The sequence below is a fragment of the Streptococcus sp. HMSC066E07 genome (assembly GCF_001814695.1).
Classification (GTDB): Bacteria; Bacillota; Bacilli; order Lactobacillales; family Streptococcaceae; genus Streptococcus; species Streptococcus hominis.
The window spans coordinates 108,286-122,266 of record NZ_KV817430.1 but is presented as its reverse complement, the minus strand read 5'-3'; the positions used below and the strand labels follow the sequence as shown (position 1 = coordinate 122,266).

Annotated in this window: 15 protein-coding genes; 10 read left to right on the top strand and 5 right to left on the bottom strand. The window is 37.7% G+C overall.

Features of this window, described 5'->3' with window-relative positions; translation table 11 throughout:
* Positions 1 to 110 precede the first annotated feature (110 nt).
* Both rpsP and kphA read left to right on the top strand, forming a co-directional pair.
* A complete protein-coding gene (gene rpsP / locus HMPREF2984_RS03600) occupies positions 111 to 383 on the top strand; it encodes a 30S ribosomal protein S16 (RefSeq protein ID WP_049533980.1) in 273 nt (90 codons plus the stop codon).
* Positions 384 to 401: 18 nt separating this feature from the next.
* Positions 402 to 644: an RNA-binding protein KphA gene (gene kphA, locus HMPREF2984_RS03595; RefSeq protein WP_049533983.1), complete on the top strand. Its 243-nt coding sequence runs from the start codon at positions 402 to 404 to the stop codon at positions 642 to 644.
* Positions 645 to 773: 129 nt separating this feature from the next.
* Here the strand turns inward: kphA and tnpA are convergent, their stop codons facing one another.
* The 3 genes from tnpA to HMPREF2984_RS03580 all read right to left on the bottom strand — a co-directional run bounded on the left by tnpA (position 774) and on the right by HMPREF2984_RS03580 (position 2,527).
* Positions 774 to 1,244: an IS200/IS605 family transposase gene (gene tnpA, locus HMPREF2984_RS03590; RefSeq protein WP_049533985.1), complete on the bottom strand. Its 471-nt coding sequence runs from the start codon at positions 1,242 to 1,244 to the stop codon at positions 774 to 776.
* Positions 1,245 to 1,454: 210 nt separating this feature from the next.
* Positions 1,455 to 1,964 (bottom strand): transcription repressor NadR, encoded by a 510-nt coding sequence (locus HMPREF2984_RS03585; RefSeq protein WP_049533988.1) that lies wholly within the window; start codon positions 1,962 to 1,964, stop codon positions 1,455 to 1,457.
* A gap of 38 nt (positions 1,965 to 2,002) precedes the next feature.
* Positions 2,003 to 2,527, bottom strand: a complete 525-nt coding sequence (locus HMPREF2984_RS03580; RefSeq protein ID WP_003029805.1) for an ECF transporter S component — start codon at positions 2,525 to 2,527, stop codon at positions 2,003 to 2,005.
* Positions 2,528 to 2,670: 143 nt separating this feature from the next.
* Between HMPREF2984_RS03580 and HMPREF2984_RS03575 the strand changes: the two genes are divergently transcribed.
* The 5 genes from HMPREF2984_RS03575 (at position 2,671) to HMPREF2984_RS03555 (ending at position 8,486) form a co-directional block, all read left to right on the top strand.
* Positions 2,671 to 3,534: a GNAT family N-acetyltransferase gene (locus tag HMPREF2984_RS03575; protein ID WP_070670520.1), complete on the top strand. Its 864-nt coding sequence runs from the start codon at positions 2,671 to 2,673 to the stop codon at positions 3,532 to 3,534.
* 55 nt (positions 3,535 to 3,589) lie between these two features.
* A complete protein-coding gene (locus tag HMPREF2984_RS03570) occupies positions 3,590 to 4,222 on the top strand; it encodes a copper homeostasis protein CutC (RefSeq protein WP_003029801.1) in 633 nt (210 codons plus the stop codon).
* A 12-nt stretch (positions 4,223 to 4,234) separates the two neighbouring features.
* Positions 4,235 to 4,906: an MmcQ/YjbR family DNA-binding protein gene (locus tag HMPREF2984_RS03565; protein ID WP_003029799.1), complete on the top strand. Its 672-nt coding sequence runs from the start codon at positions 4,235 to 4,237 to the stop codon at positions 4,904 to 4,906.
* A gap of 95 nt (positions 4,907 to 5,001) precedes the next feature.
* Positions 5,002 to 6,741, top strand: a complete 1,740-nt coding sequence (locus tag HMPREF2984_RS03560; RefSeq protein ID WP_070670517.1) for an ABC transporter ATP-binding protein — start codon at positions 5,002 to 5,004, stop codon at positions 6,739 to 6,741.
* A gap of 2 nt (positions 6,742 to 6,743) precedes the next feature.
* A complete protein-coding gene (locus HMPREF2984_RS03555; protein WP_070670514.1) occupies positions 6,744 to 8,486 on the top strand; it encodes an ABC transporter ATP-binding protein in 1,743 nt (580 codons plus the stop codon).
* 29 nt (positions 8,487 to 8,515) lie between these two features.
* Here HMPREF2984_RS03555 and HMPREF2984_RS03550 read toward each other — a convergent pair whose 3' ends face one another.
* Entirely contained in the window at positions 8,516 to 9,802 is a 1,287-nt protein-coding gene (locus HMPREF2984_RS03550; RefSeq protein WP_003029791.1) for an aminotransferase-like domain-containing protein, read from the bottom strand.
* Positions 9,803 to 10,023: 221 nt separating this feature from the next.
* Between HMPREF2984_RS03550 and HMPREF2984_RS03545 the strand changes: the two genes are divergently transcribed.
* The 3 genes from HMPREF2984_RS03545 (at position 10,024) to rpsU (ending at position 13,301) form a co-directional block, all read left to right on the top strand.
* Entirely contained in the window at positions 10,024 to 12,339 is a 2,316-nt protein-coding gene (locus HMPREF2984_RS03545) for a CAP domain-containing protein (RefSeq protein ID WP_070670511.1), read from the top strand.
* A gap of 250 nt (positions 12,340 to 12,589) precedes the next feature.
* Positions 12,590 to 12,928: an ATP cone domain-containing protein gene (locus HMPREF2984_RS03540; RefSeq protein WP_003042152.1), complete on the top strand. Its 339-nt coding sequence runs from the start codon at positions 12,590 to 12,592 to the stop codon at positions 12,926 to 12,928.
* 196 nt (positions 12,929 to 13,124) lie between these two features.
* The gene (rpsU, locus tag HMPREF2984_RS03535) at positions 13,125 to 13,301 is read left to right on the top strand and encodes a 30S ribosomal protein S21 (protein ID WP_000048054.1); all 177 of its coding nucleotides are present in this window, start codon (positions 13,125 to 13,127) and stop codon (positions 13,299 to 13,301) included.
* Between the two features lie 241 nt (positions 13,302 to 13,542).
* Here rpsU and mscL read toward each other — a convergent pair whose 3' ends face one another.
* Complete coding sequence (gene mscL / locus HMPREF2984_RS03530; protein WP_003042243.1) at positions 13,543 to 13,923, bottom strand: large conductance mechanosensitive channel protein MscL; 381 nt, start codon at positions 13,921 to 13,923, stop codon at positions 13,543 to 13,545.
* Positions 13,924 to 13,981 lie beyond the last annotated feature (58 nt).

Below are 13,981 nucleotides of genomic sequence, written 5' to 3'. Positions count from 1 at the left end.
GATGTCAAGATTTTTTCTTGACACCTTTTCTTTCTTGTGATAAGATAGAGTATGTTGGGAGTAGCTCTGCTATTCCTAAAAATAAAAAAGAGAAAAGAGAAATTTTTAAAATGGCAGTTAAAATCCGTTTAACTCGTATGGGTTCTAAGAAAAACCCTTTCTACCGTATTAACGTAGCAGACTCACGTTCACCTCGTGACGGACGTTTTATCGAAACAGTTGGAACATACAATCCACTTGTTGCTGAAAACCAAGTAACTTTAAAAGAAGATCGTATTCTTGACTGGTTGTCAAAAGGTGCTCAACCTTCTGATACTGTTCGTAACATTCTTTCAAAAGCTGGTGTGATGAAGAAATTCCACGATTCTAAATACTCTAAATAATAGAAGTGCAGGTTGACTATGGATACGATTGAAAATCTTATTATTGCGATAGTGAAACCTTTGATTTCACAACCAGATGCTTTAACTATCAAGATGGAAGATACACCAGAATTTTTGGAATATCACTTAGATCTTGACCCTAGTGATGTTGGACGTGTAATCGGTCGTAAAGGTCGCACGATCTCTGCGATAAGAACGATTGTTTATTCTGTCCCAACCGAAGATAAAAAAGTCAGAATTGTTATTGATGAGAAATCATAACCACCCGTCAAACGGATGGTTTGAACAAGGGCTATAAGCCCACATCACCAGCCAGCGCCTAAAGACGCTGGCTTTCACTTTGTTCAAGCCTAATCGCTTTTGACTCGTCACTTGCCTCTTAAAGAGGCGTTAGTATTTCTTACCATCATCCCTAAAGGGATCTTCGTACTCTTTCACACTCAATTTATCAAGTGCAATGTCATGTTTTTCCTGTTCTTGGATATATTTTTTTATCGTGGCTTCGTTAAGTTCTACCGTGCTTACATAATAACCCTCTGCCCAAAAATGGCGATTGCCAAATTTGTATTTGAGATTCGCGTGTTTATCAAACATCATAAGAGCACTTTTACCTTTTAAATAACCCATGAAACTTGAAACACTTACTCTTGGTGGAATACTGACAAGCATATGAACATGGTCTGGCATCAGATGCCCCTCGATTATTTCAACCCCTTTGTAACTACATAAACGGCGAAATATTTCTCCTAAACTGCTTCTATATTGATTATAAATAACTTTTCGTCTATACTTAGGTGTAAACACAATGTGGTATTTACACATCCACTTTGTATGTGATAAACTATGTGCCTTATGTGCCATATTTTTCTCCTTTCGCTTTGCAATAGGCTTGAACACCTTTATTGTATTACGTTTGGAGTTTTTTGGTATAACCTGCGATTCGCACCCGCATAGCGGGTGGTTTATTTGTCTCGCACCTTACGGAGCGAGACGGACTAAAAGTCATATAATAAAAATGGAGCCATTCAGGCTCTATTTTTTTGCAATCTATATAGAAAGCATGTTTGAATTTTATATTAAAAATCCCATTTCTTCTAATGCTTTTTCGACATAGTCTAAATCTTGTTGCGAATCAGCTTCTACTAGATGATAATGGACACCGTCTGTCAATTCAGATAAACCGCGGAAATTGGTCTCGTGAATTTGTTGGATGAAATGCCGAACATCTCTGCGACAAGTTAATTTCAGATAGGTTTGAATTTCCCCATAAACGGGATGCTCTACCATAATATTTTGAACTCGTCCACCGTTATCTACAATTGCCAGTAATTCCGCTTCAATATCTTTAATCGTATGCTTAACTTTAAAAAGTTGGTGATAATATTTAGCACTATCATTCGTTTTGTAAATATAGCCTCGATTTGTACTAATAATAGGGGCACCATCTGCTCGTAAAACGGCAATGTCTTGCACAATGATTTGCCGAGTAACATGGAATTTCTCAGCTAAAATTTGTCCATTCAAGGGAGTTTCTGCAGTTTTTAAAAGCTGTAATAAATCTGTTCTTCTTTGTTTTATCATAAATTCATTGTAGAATAAATCTGTTAAATATTCAAGATTTAGCGGATTTTTTGTAGAGCTTTATAGATAAATTGTGCAATGATAAAATCAACGATACTATGAATGATAGTTCCAACTCCTACGAGTATGAAAAGCAGATAAAACATATTTGCTGGAAAAGAAGTTGAGGCGTAAAAGATGAGGCAAGCAAGGACTTCAGCAATCGCATGAATAAAAGCAAGGACAATATTAAGAATCCAAGTCTGGATTGGTTTATCTAAAGCTTTAGGATATTTTTTAAGATAAAGAGCGCCTACCAAGCCGAAGAATAGGTGTGACAGGGCGCGAAGAACGATAACAATGGGATAACCAGCTACTAAAAAACCAAAAGTAGAACCTAAAATAACAATCAAAGTCATTAACGGCGAGATAAACATGGCTAAGAAAATAGGAACGTGGCTTGCTAAAGTATAAGAAGCAGGTGGAATAATAATTTTTGCAGGCATAACCATTGGAATAACAATAGCTAGTGCAGTCAAGAGAGCTGTAAGAGTTATAAATTGATTTTTTGTTTTAGGTTTCATAATTTCCTCCTTTTAACTGTATATACATAAGTATAGTATACTGTTTTTGCAGATAATGTCAAGAGAAAATTTTGATAGAATAGGACAGAATTTCTAAACAATCCGTCTAATTTCTGTTAGAATGTCAGTAGTAGGAGAATATTATGATAGATGTAAAGAAACAACCGGAGTATATTTTCATTGATTCTTCCTTACGTTTGCGAAAGTATGATGGACAAGCTCATCTTGCCTTTTCTTGGTATCAAGACCCTGAGGTAATCCGTTTGATTGATGGTAGTCGAGAGCCTTACACACTTCAACGAATCAAGAAAATGTATGACTATCTTACTCGTCATGGAGAAGTGTATTTTATTGAAGTTTTGACAAATGCAGGTTGGCAGCCGATTGGTGATGTGAGTTTTTGGCAAGAGGACATGCCGATTGTGATTGGAGACTCAGCTTATCGTGGTCAGGGAATCGGGAGGACAGTTGTTCAGGTATTGGTTGAACGCGGACGCAAGTTGGGCTATAAGCGCTTGTATGTTCAAGAAATCTATGATGACAATGAAGCTTCTAAGAAGATGTTTGAGTCAGTAGGATTTTATCCTTTGGAAAAGACTGAAAATGGGCATCGCTATGCTTTGGATTTGATGCTTCCTTTGTCAGCTATTCAACCAAGTCAATTTTATCTTTCTGAAAAGAAATTAGAGCAGGTACAGACATGGTTCGATATAAAGGACATAAACGCCTTAAAGCCTTTACCAATTAAGCGATTGAAAGATAAAATCTTTTTCACTGATGGACATAGCAGAGTATTTATAGCTTATCAAGCTGGTTTTGAAGAGATTCCAGTTTGTGCAGAAGAGGATGATTTGAATTGGGATTTTTATTACTATTGCCTTCAAACTTGTGAAAAAATGGGAATTTTTACGATAAAAGATTTAGAAAAACGTATTTTAACAGAGAAAGACTACAAAATAAAGTGGTTAGATTGGTGCCAGCGAGTCGCGAAAGATTTTGAAGAATAAATAGTGATTATGTTATAATAAACAAGAAAACACTTTCACATAGAAGAGGTCAAAAATGATTTATGAATTTTGTGCAGAAAATGTGACTAATTTGGGAAAAGCCATGCAGGCTGGTGCTCGACGAATTGAACTTTGCGATAATCTAGCAGTTGGCGGAACAACGCCTAGTTACGGTGTCATAAAAGCGGCTGTTGAGCTAGCAAAACCTTACAATGTGACCGTTATGACGATGATTCGTCCACGCGGGGGAGACTTTGTATACAATGACTTGGAAATGGAAATCATGCTAGAAGACATTCAAATGGCGCGCAGCGCTGGGACACACGGACTTGTTTTTGGTGTTTTGACAACTGCTAATAAAATTGATTATCCAAAAATGGAAAAATTATTAAAAGCCTCGCAAGGGCTGGAAATCGTCTTTCACATGGCTTTTGACGCCATTCCAAGAGAACATCAATTTAGTGAAATGGACTGGCTAATGGAACATAGCGTGAAACGGATTCTAACTCACGGTGGACTGGCAGAAGAGCCGATTCAAGAGCATTTTTCTTGGTTATATGAATTGATAAATCATGCAGCTGGTCGGATTGATATTTTACCAGGAGGCGGTATTACGGTTGATAATCGTGATGAAATTGTTGCAAAGCTTGGGGTCAATCAACTTCATGGCACCAAGATTGTATTTTAGAAAGTGAAGATCATGCTAGACTTATTTGAGAAATACCAAGCAAATCCAGAAAAATTACAAGCTTTTGGTTTTGAAAAAAGAGGAGAAGAGTTTGTTTATTCTCAGGAAATAATGAATGGTGATTTTCTGTTACAGCTAAAATTGCAGGGTGAGAAGCTGGACTATCAAGTGTTTGATCAAGAGACTGGTGATGAATACGTGCAAGTCAAAATAGAGACTATGACGGGTGAGTTTGTCGGTCAAGTCCGTGAAGCCTGTCAGGAGATTTTTTTGACGATTCGAGCTAATTGTTTTGAAGAAATTGGTTTTCTTTATGAACAGAGTAGCCGCTTGCAGGAGTACGTAGCGAAGACCTATGGCGGACGACTGGAATATCTCTGGGAGAATTCTTCAAAAAATAGCAATCTTCATGCTGGTGTTTTTCGACATCAGGATACTAAAAAATGGTATGGCATTTTTATGACGATAGACTGGTCGAAGTTTGAAAATGGCAAAACTGGTCCAATAGAAGTGCTGAATGTCAAAAACAATCAAGTAGCTAATTTACTTAAAAAAGCAGGGATTTACCCAGCCTTTCACATGAATAAAAAATATTGGCTGAGCCTGCCCTTGGATGATACTTTGACGGATACAGAACTTTTTTCCCTTTTAGATAAGAGTTTTGAATTGACCCAAAAGAAATGAGGAACACAGTTAGGTTGCGCTAGCTGCGTTTTATTTTTACAGATAATGCAACAAAATAGTGTATAATGGTAATCAGTAATAGCAGAGGAGAGAGCATGAATCTTATTAGAAAATTGGGCTGGTTTTTCAAACTGGAGAAAAAACGTTATATTATCGGAATTCTAGCCTTGTCTTTGGTTAGTGTTTTTAATTTAATTCCTCCTAGAGTAATCGGTGTGGTGATTGACCGCATTGCTAGCCGAAATCTAACGTCAGACCAGTTGCTTTTAAATCTTTTACTTTTGGTTGCTTCAGCCTTTATTATGTATGGTCTGCGTTATCTTTGGCGTCTATATATTTTTGGTACAGCAAATCATTTGGGACGACTTTTGCGTTCTCAGCTTTTTGAGCACTTTACCCAAATGGCACCGTCTTTTTACCAAAAATATCGAACGGGAGATTTGATGGCGCATGCAACAAATGATATTAATGCAGTTGTGAACGTGGCAGGTGGAGGCGTTATGTCGGCGGTAGATGCCACTATCACAGCTCTGGTAACGCTGTTGACTATGTTTTTTGTTTTAGACTGGCGCTTGACTTTGATTGCTATTTTGCCATTGCCATTTCTTTCTTGGGGAACCAGTTTAATTGGACGAAAAAATCATGAGAGCTTTAAAGCGGCTCAGGAGGCCTTTTCTGACTTGAATAACAAGGTACAGGAAAGCGTTTCAGGGATTAAAGTAACGAAATCTTTTGGCTATCAAAAAGCAGAAAGTCACTCTTTTGCTAGGACAAATCAGGATGTCTATGAGAAGAATATTTTAGCTGCTAAATATAATTCCCTCTTCGACCCTATGGTTCTGATTTTCATTGGCTTATCTTATGCATTAACCTTGATTTTTGGGGGAATGTTCATCTCTAGAGGACAATTTACAGTTGGAGAGTTAGTGACATTTATTACTTATCTAGATATGCTGGTATGGCCTTTGCAGGCGATGGGCTATCTCTTCAACATCAGCCAAAGAGGAATGGTTTCTTATGAACGGATTGAGCGACTATTGGCAGAAAAATCTGATGTCAAAGAGACCAAAAATCCCGTTTCCTCTATACAAAATGGTCGTTTGGTCTATGATATTCAGCGTTTTTCTTATGAGAAAGCAGCCACTTTATCCAATATTCATTTTGCATTAGAAAAAGGGCAGACGCTAGGAATTGTTGGACAAACAGGTTCTGGCAAAACAACACTATTACGCCTGCTCATGCGAGAACGGGATATTCAAGAAGGTGCTATTTATCTGAATGATCATGATATTCGAGATTATAGCTTAAATGATTTTCGGAGTTTGATTGGTTACGTACCACAAGAACAGATTCTTTTTGCAATGTCGATTGCGGACAATATTCGTTTTGCAAATCCAGACTTGTCAGATGACGAAGTGATTCAAGCTAGTAAACTTTGTGGTCTTTATGAGGATATTATTGCCATGCCAGAAGGCTTTCAGACGATTGTCGGTGAACGAGGGGTATCGCTTTCAGGAGGTCAAAAGCAACGATTAGCGATGAGTCGAGCGCTCGTTTTGAAACCAGATATTTTAATCTTGGATGATTCTTTGTCTGCTGTTGATGCTAAAACAGAGCATTTGATTTTGGAAAATCTCAAGGAAGAAAGAGATGGTAAGACGACGATTATTACTGCTCACCGATTGTCAGCAGTTGTTCATGCAGATTTGATCTTAGTTATGGAAAATGGGCGCATTAAAGAGCGAGGCACACACCAAGAATTGCTGGCTCAAAACGGTTGGTATGCGCATACTTATCATAATCAGCAATTGGCAGAAAGTCTGAAGGAGGAGTGATTATGAAAAAACAAGCAACTTTTCATCGCCTTCTGACTTATATGTGGCGTTATAAATGGGTGAGCATTTTGGCACTTACTTTTATCTTTGCAACAACTTTGATAACGACAGCTTTGCCACTTTTGGCTCGGTATTTCATTGACCATTTTATCAGTCGTCATCAGATTATGGCGGGATTTTATATTCTGATTCTCTATTATGCTCTCTTTCTGTTGAGGGTGCTATTTACTTTCTTAGGACAGTATTCTTTTGCCCGTGTGGCATATAGCATTGTTCGCGATCTGCGTCAGGAGAGTTTTGAAAATATTGAGCGGTTACGTATGGCTTATTTTGATCAAACGGCTGCAGGAGCGATTGTCTCCCGTTTGACGAATGATACACAAGCGGTAGCAGATATGTTTAGTAGCATCTTCTCAAGCTTTATAAGTTCCATTTTTATTCTTGTTGTAACAGTAGTGACGATGTGCACCTTGAATTGGCGCTTGACAGGACTTATTGTACTCTTTTTACCAGTCATGCTGGGCTCCATTTTACTTTATCAACGCTTATCTAATCGTCTCCTCAAACTTGTCCGAAGCAAACTGAGCGATTTGAATGTCAAACTTTCTGAAAGTATTGAGGGGATGCGAATTATTCAGGCGTTTGGTCAGGAAAAACGCCTAATAAATGAATTTGAAACGATTAACGGCGAGCATTTGGAGTATACAGTTCGCTATCTCAATATCAATAGCCTTTTTCTGCGTCCAGCTATGTCTTTGCTGAAAATTTTAGCTTATGCGGTTATTTTAGCCTACTTTGGCTTTACTTGGCAGGTTGCAGGAGTGACAGCAGGTGTCATGTATGCTTTTATCCAATATGTCAATCAACTTTTCAATCCTCTGATTGATTTGATGCAAAATTACTCTGTTTTGCAGACATCTATGGTGGCTGCAGACCGTGTTTTTGCAATCATAGACCGTAGAGACTATGAGCCCAATCAAGCTAATCTTCCATTGGAAATTACAGCTGGGAATATTGAATTTCGTCATGTTTCCTTTTCATACGACGGCAAGCGTGATGTTCTGAAAAATATTTCATTTTCAGTCAAGCAGGGGGAAACAATCGCCTTTGTCGGTTCGACTGGCTCAGGCAAGTCTTCAATCATCAATCTTTTTCTGCGATTTTATGAATTTGAAAGAGGAGAAATTTTAATTGATGATAAAAATATTAAGAATTACAGCCAAGCTGAACTGCGCCGGAATATTGGTTTAGTTCTTCAAGATCCTTTCCTCTATCACGGTACCATTGCTTCTAATATCCAAATGTATCAGGAAAATATGAGTCGAGAGGATATTGTAGAAGCTGCGAAGTTTGTGGATGCTCACGATTTTATTAGTCAGCTTCCTACAGGATATGACAGTCCAGTAACCGAGCGAGGAGCGACTTTTTCAAGTGGACAAAGGCAATTGCTAGCTTTTGCTCGAACAATCGCTACCAAGCCTAAAATCTTGATTTTGGACGAAGCAACTGCTAATATCGACTCAGAGACCGAAGAACTTATCCAAACTTCGCTGAAAAAAATGCGCCAAGGACGAACAACGATTGCCATTGCTCACCGGCTGTCCACCATTCAGGACGCTAACTGCATTTATGTCATGGAGCAGGGGCGTATTGTCGAATCCGGCACACACGAAGAGCTTCTAGCGCTTAAGGGTACTTATTATAAAATGTATCAGTTGCAGGCTGGAATGATGGAAAAAGCGTAAAGTCTTAAAAAAGGAGTTTCGGCTCCTTTTTATAAATATTCATTTAAGTGTTCTAAGGTTTTTTCTAGATCCCCGTATTTAATTTTTGCATATTGATAAGGACAATCCTGTATATAGCTTGCTTCAAAAAAATCCAATGGCAGATTGCTATGTTTGAGGGAACTGATAGATTTAAGTCCACGTAGATCTAGTAAGATACCATCTCTATTGAGAAAGTAGGAAAGTTTGAGCTGATTTTGGCTTAAAAGTTTTCTAGCTCTCGTCAATTCTTTTTCTTGTTGATTGAGCAGAGAAAGACGATTTTTTTCAAACATGAGATTGTCAATATAAAGGGATAGAGCTTTCTGCATGATGAGATTGCTGTCGTAATCTACTGCTTTTTTGTAGGTAATAAAAGTAGATTGAATAGCTGGAGGAAATAGCAGAGCTGTTATCCGAAGGGCGGGGAAGAGACTAGTAGAAAATGACTTGATATAGATGACATGCTGGCTGTCGTCCAAGTAATGAAAGGTCAGTTCGCGTTTGCTGTCAAAGTCAGCCAAATAATCATCTTCTATGATATAAACATCATAAAGCCGAGCGAGACGAATGATTTCTTCCTTCTCCTTTCGACTGTAAGAATGCCCCAAGGGATAATGAAAACGCGGGATAGTATAGAAGAATTTGATACGACCAGATTGAAAAATCCGCTCCAATTCTTCTAAATCAATCCCTTCTGGAGTTCGCTCAATTGTTTGATAAGGAAGTTGTTGCGCAGTTAGCAAATCATTTATCCGATGATAGGTCGGCTGCTCAACTAGAATTTCATATTTTTTATTTGGAAAGGCAATTTGCGAAAGAATATAAAGAGCTTGCTGGGTACCAGATGTCAGAACGAGCCTGTCAGCAGAGGTGTAGATAGCTGAATCCAGAAGCAGCTGCTGGACAGATTGTCGTAAGTCTTCCAGCCCTTCTTGCTGAGAATAGTAGTTAAAAAGATAATTCTCTCGTCCAATCAGCGTTTCATTAAGACAAAGTCGAAAGTCTTCATAAATTTGGTAGTGGTCATCTCTGACGGTTAATTCTATGTCCTGCTGGTCTTCCAGACTATTTTCCAGCACATAGTAGCCACTTTTAGGAACTGCATAGATATACTTCTGATATTTCAACTCTATCAGTGCCTTCTGGGCTGTGTCTTTGCTACAGCGATAGTCGTCTGCCAGCTGACGGACAGAAGGAATCTTTTGTCCCTTGGACAATTTCCCACTTTTAATATCTTGGCTAATCTGATCTATGATACATTGATACTTAGGTTTTATCATCTTAACTGTCCCCATACAGAAGAATTTTTTCTCTATTGTAACGTATTTTGAAATCTTTTACAATCAGGAAATGATAAGTTGTATTGTGTAGGATTCCCCCATAGATTTCTCCCTACCAATAATTGATGTAAAAGAATTGTAATCTAATAGTTATCTGAGTAATACATTAGCGGAATTGTAATTTAGGCTGAAATGGTTTATAATGAAAAGTAGCAAGTATATTAGGAGGCCGTCTAATGGAGAGAAAAATTAAAAAATCGGTAGTTGCGACCGGTTTAGCTGCAACCACTATTATTTCAGGCAGTTTATCACATCAAGTAAATGCCGAAGAAGTAAAAACACAATCTACTGAGCCAAAGACATCTGAAAAAATCACCAAACCAGTTACAGAAACAGATGTTCAATCAGCAAAGATGCAAGCCGATGCTGCAAAGGTTCAGACAGATGCTCAGCAAAAAGTTGTAGAGCAAGTTAAAGGGGATGTAAATACTTCAAAGGACGCGGTAGCAGATAGCGAAAAAGCTGTTGCAAATGCTGAGGCAGAAAAGAAAGAAGCAACTCCAGAAGTTATTGAAACCGCAAAAGAAGAAGTGGCGACATCAGAGAAGGCGGTTACAACAGAGGAAAATAAGGTTCAAGAAGCAGAACAGTCTGAAACAAAGGCAAAAGAAGCTGTTAAAAATCAAGAAAATGTTGTTGCAGGGCAACAATCACTTGTTGATGTAGCACAACGTGAATTAGATACAGCAAAAGCTCCGGTTGCAAATGAGCAGCAAGAGCTCAACCAAGCACAAGATGCAGAAAAACAAGCAGAAAAAGATTTAGCAGAAAAGCAAAAAGAGCTTGCTAAGGTGAAAGAAGAAATCGCTAATCTTCCTAAAGAAATCAATTCAGCGACTGAGCAAGTCAAGCAAAGTGAGCAAAAAGTTGCAGAAAATCAAGCAGCTATTGATCAAAAAGCCAGTGAAGTAGCTCGTGCCGAACAGTCAGCTGCTAATAGAAGAAACGTTGATTTAAGCAAAGCAACCTACGGTGAATTTTTACAACACGCTAAAACAAATGGAGCCAACCAAGCGATTCGTAATGCAGCTGCTGAAGCTCTAACAACTTATGAAAGAGCTAAACGTGAAGACGGTATTACAGTTGGTTCTGACGCAACAAGCCCAGCAACTTTAGAAAATAATTTAAAAGCAATTGAGTTAGTTAGAGCGATCAATGCTTATCGTAGACAAGCTGGATTAAAAGAATTATTGATTGATCCTTACAAAAATCCAGCCAGCCAAGTCCAAACTCTTTATTTTGAAAGAGCAGATTGGCATATGGGTAAATATTTGAGAAATGAAAATGTGGCGATTAGTTTTACTCCAAAAGGAGCCGTTGACTTCTGGCATAAGGAAAAATCTATCTATATGGCTGAGGCAGCTAAGTATGGCTTAACAACCAATGAGCGAGACATTGATTCCAATCAAATTTATACCACCTTACGTAATCGTGGTCAACTTGCTTTCTTCTATAGAGTTGGTCACTATCTTCAAATGATGGATAAAAACTTTAATACCATTTCAGCTGCATATGATCAAGTTCCAAATCAATACAGCAATATATATGGAACGTCTGAAGTTGGATTCTATAACGATCATAATTTTAATGCGCGTGTTAATAATGGCACTCTTCTTAGCGCAGACGCGTATGAGCAAGCAATCCGTAATTTTGCTGGTGCTGCAAAAGCTGCAAATGCACAAGCAACAGTAGCCAAGAATCAATTAGCTATGTTGCGAGCTCAAAGAACAGGCTATGTATCTACTTTAAATATCCAAAAGGCAAAATTAGCAGACCTTCAAAAATTGGCCGCAAATCGTTCAGGAGCCCTTGCTACTGCAAACGCTGAGTTGATTACAGCAGAAGCAGCTTTGAAAAAAGCAAAGCAAAATGTTGTGACAAAAGAAGCTGCTTTGAAGCGCGCAACTGCAACTATTGCATCCAAGTTGGCGCCAAAACAAGCAGCATTAGCAAAAGAACAAGGATTACTAGAAACTGCTAAAAATAAATTAGCAGAACTCAAGAAAGTCTTAATTACAGCAGAATTAAATGTTGCCAAGGCAAAAGACGCTTTGCAAACTAGTAAAGCCAAGCTAAAAGAAGCACAAGATAACTTGGAAAAATTACAAAATGCACCACAAGCACTTGAAGCAGCTCAAAAGGCTCTTCAAGCTGCACAAGCTGACTATGCCTCTAAGGTTAAAACGTTAAAAGATGAAGAAGCAAAACTAGAGATTTCTCGTTCAATTTATACCAAGTTACAAGAAAACTATGAGCAATTGAGAAGTCAACTTCCTCCGAAGGCTCAAAAAGAACCAGATGGAGAAGTACAAAAGTTACACTTATCCAGAACTTACCAACCAAAACCATTGTTAGTTAGACAACAAAATACTGACCAAAAAGCTTTGCCTGCTACAGGTACTAAAGCAGATCAGGTTGCTACATTAGGATTGCTACTTGGTTTAGGAACTCTAGCTAGTGCTCGCCGTCGTAAAAGAAATAACGAAGATTAAATAATTGAAGATTTTAGAAAAAATCTAATCTTTCTTCCCAAAGGCAAACAACTCTGTTTTCGAGTGTTTGTCTTTTTGATTGAGATAATTAAAATCAACAGTGAAGAAATGATAATAAAATAGAATTTAAATAAAATGCAACTTCTACCTGATAGATATTTAAAGTATCTATCATTTTGAGAATCAGCACAAAAATAGTATAATAAACTGTATTCTCTTAACGAAACGAATAAAACTAAAGGAGTTTTCTATGCAAGTCATCAAACGTAATGGAGAAATTACTGATTTTAATCCAGATAAAATTTATCAAGCTATTTTGAAAGCAGCACAAACGGTTTATGTCTTGACAGACGATCTACGTCAAAATTTAGCGCTTGTAACTAAAAAAGTAGTGTTAGATCTGGAGGAGGCTGGTGTTGAACGAGCTACTATCAGTATGATTCAATCTATGGTAGAAAATCGTCTGCTAGGTGCTGGTTATATCACTATTGCCGAGCATTATATTTCCTACCGCTTGCAACGAGATTTGGAGCGCAATGGTTATGGCGATCATATTGCAGTCCATTTGCATTTTGAACAAATTCGATAAATTTGCAGTCTAGATTACAGGATGAAGTATAGCTGTCAGATTTTTTGAAAAATTTGCTAAAAATCAACTTCCTTTTAAGTTAATAATAATGCTTGTTCTAGAAAAGTTTACACATTCCCTTAATTTCTGGGACTTGACAAGTGTATTTTAATATGATAAAATTTAAAAGATTTTAAGCTTGAAGGGAGTGAAAAAAATGTCAAAAACAGTAGTACGTAAAAATGAATCCCTTGACGATGCTCTTCGTCGTTTCAAACGTGCGGTTACTAAAGCTGGTACTCTTCAAGAAACACGCAAACGTGAATTCTATGAAAAACCTTCTGTAAAACGGAAACGTAAATCAGAAGCAGCTCGTAAACGTAAAAAATTCTAATTGAGCAAAATGACAGACTTAGGTCTGTTTTTTGTTTCTATTTAGATAAAATTGAACTCGTACTCAATAAAAATCATTAGTTTTAGCAGGTTTACCGTATGGACGTTATCTGCCATCTCAAAACTCCACCGCAAGTTTAATAGAAGTAGCAGCTAGAGGGGCAGGTTAAGGCAAACAGATTATCAAGAAACCGTGAGAGTAAACAAAAACACTGATTTTCATCAGTGAATTTTTTTCATAATTATTTGCTTTCGAGCAATGCTTTGATTTCTTGAAGAACTTCTAATTCAGTTGGTCCTGCAGCTTCTTCAGCAGTGTCTTCTTCTTTTTTAGTAAGACTTTGCGCTTTTTCAACAGACTTGACGATGAAGAAGAGAACTGTTCCGATGACGAGGAAATTGATAACAGCGCTTAAGAAACTACCGTATGCAATCCCATTCCATTTTAAACCAGCAATTTGTTCTACACCAGCAGCTTTTAAAGCTGGATTGAGAAAGAGTGGAGTAATAACATCTCCAATAAGCGAAGTCACAATAGCTCCAAAAGCATTGGCAATGATAACACCGACTGCTAAATCAATTACATTGCCGCGAAGCAAAAACTCTTTAAGCTCCTTTAACATTTTCTTTTTCCTTTCAAAATACTAAAACATATTATATCTTAAAAAAGGGAAAAGTTCA

What these genes read in the sequence shown, in the direction of transcription:
- HMPREF2984_RS03575 (WP_070670520.1), top strand. Translation starts at nt 2,671, where the DNA reads ATGATAGATGTAAAGAAACAACCGGAGTATATTTTCATTGATTCTTCC.
- mscL (WP_003042243.1), bottom strand. Translation starts at nt 13,923, where the DNA reads ATGTTAAAGGAGCTTAAAGAGTTTTTGCTTCGCGGCAATGTAATTGAT.
- HMPREF2984_RS03540 (WP_003042152.1), top strand. Translation starts at nt 12,590, where the DNA reads ATGCAAGTCATCAAACGTAATGGAGAAATTACTGATTTTAATCCAGAT.
- HMPREF2984_RS03580 (WP_003029805.1), bottom strand. Translation starts at nt 2,527, where the DNA reads ATGAAACCTAAAACAAAAAATCAATTTATAACTCTTACAGCTCTCTTG.
- HMPREF2984_RS03585 (WP_049533988.1), bottom strand. Translation starts at nt 1,964, where the DNA reads ATGATAAAACAAAGAAGAACAGATTTATTACAGCTTTTAAAAACTGCA.
- kphA (WP_049533983.1), top strand. Translation starts at nt 402, where the DNA reads ATGGATACGATTGAAAATCTTATTATTGCGATAGTGAAACCTTTGATT.
- HMPREF2984_RS03565 (WP_003029799.1), top strand. Translation starts at nt 4,235, where the DNA reads ATGCTAGACTTATTTGAGAAATACCAAGCAAATCCAGAAAAATTACAA.
- tnpA (WP_049533985.1), bottom strand. Translation starts at nt 1,244, where the DNA reads ATGGCACATAAGGCACATAGTTTATCACATACAAAGTGGATGTGTAAA.
- HMPREF2984_RS03560 (WP_070670517.1), top strand. Translation starts at nt 5,002, where the DNA reads ATGAATCTTATTAGAAAATTGGGCTGGTTTTTCAAACTGGAGAAAAAA.
- HMPREF2984_RS03545 (WP_070670511.1), top strand. Translation starts at nt 10,024, where the DNA reads ATGGAGAGAAAAATTAAAAAATCGGTAGTTGCGACCGGTTTAGCTGCA.
- HMPREF2984_RS03570 (WP_003029801.1), top strand. Translation starts at nt 3,590, where the DNA reads ATGATTTATGAATTTTGTGCAGAAAATGTGACTAATTTGGGAAAAGCC.
- HMPREF2984_RS03555 (WP_070670514.1), top strand. Translation starts at nt 6,744, where the DNA reads ATGAAAAAACAAGCAACTTTTCATCGCCTTCTGACTTATATGTGGCGT.
- rpsP (WP_049533980.1), top strand. Translation starts at nt 111, where the DNA reads ATGGCAGTTAAAATCCGTTTAACTCGTATGGGTTCTAAGAAAAACCCT.
- HMPREF2984_RS03550 (WP_003029791.1), bottom strand. Translation starts at nt 9,802, where the DNA reads ATGGGGACAGTTAAGATGATAAAACCTAAGTATCAATGTATCATAGAT.
- rpsU (WP_000048054.1), top strand. Translation starts at nt 13,125, where the DNA reads ATGTCAAAAACAGTAGTACGTAAAAATGAATCCCTTGACGATGCTCTT.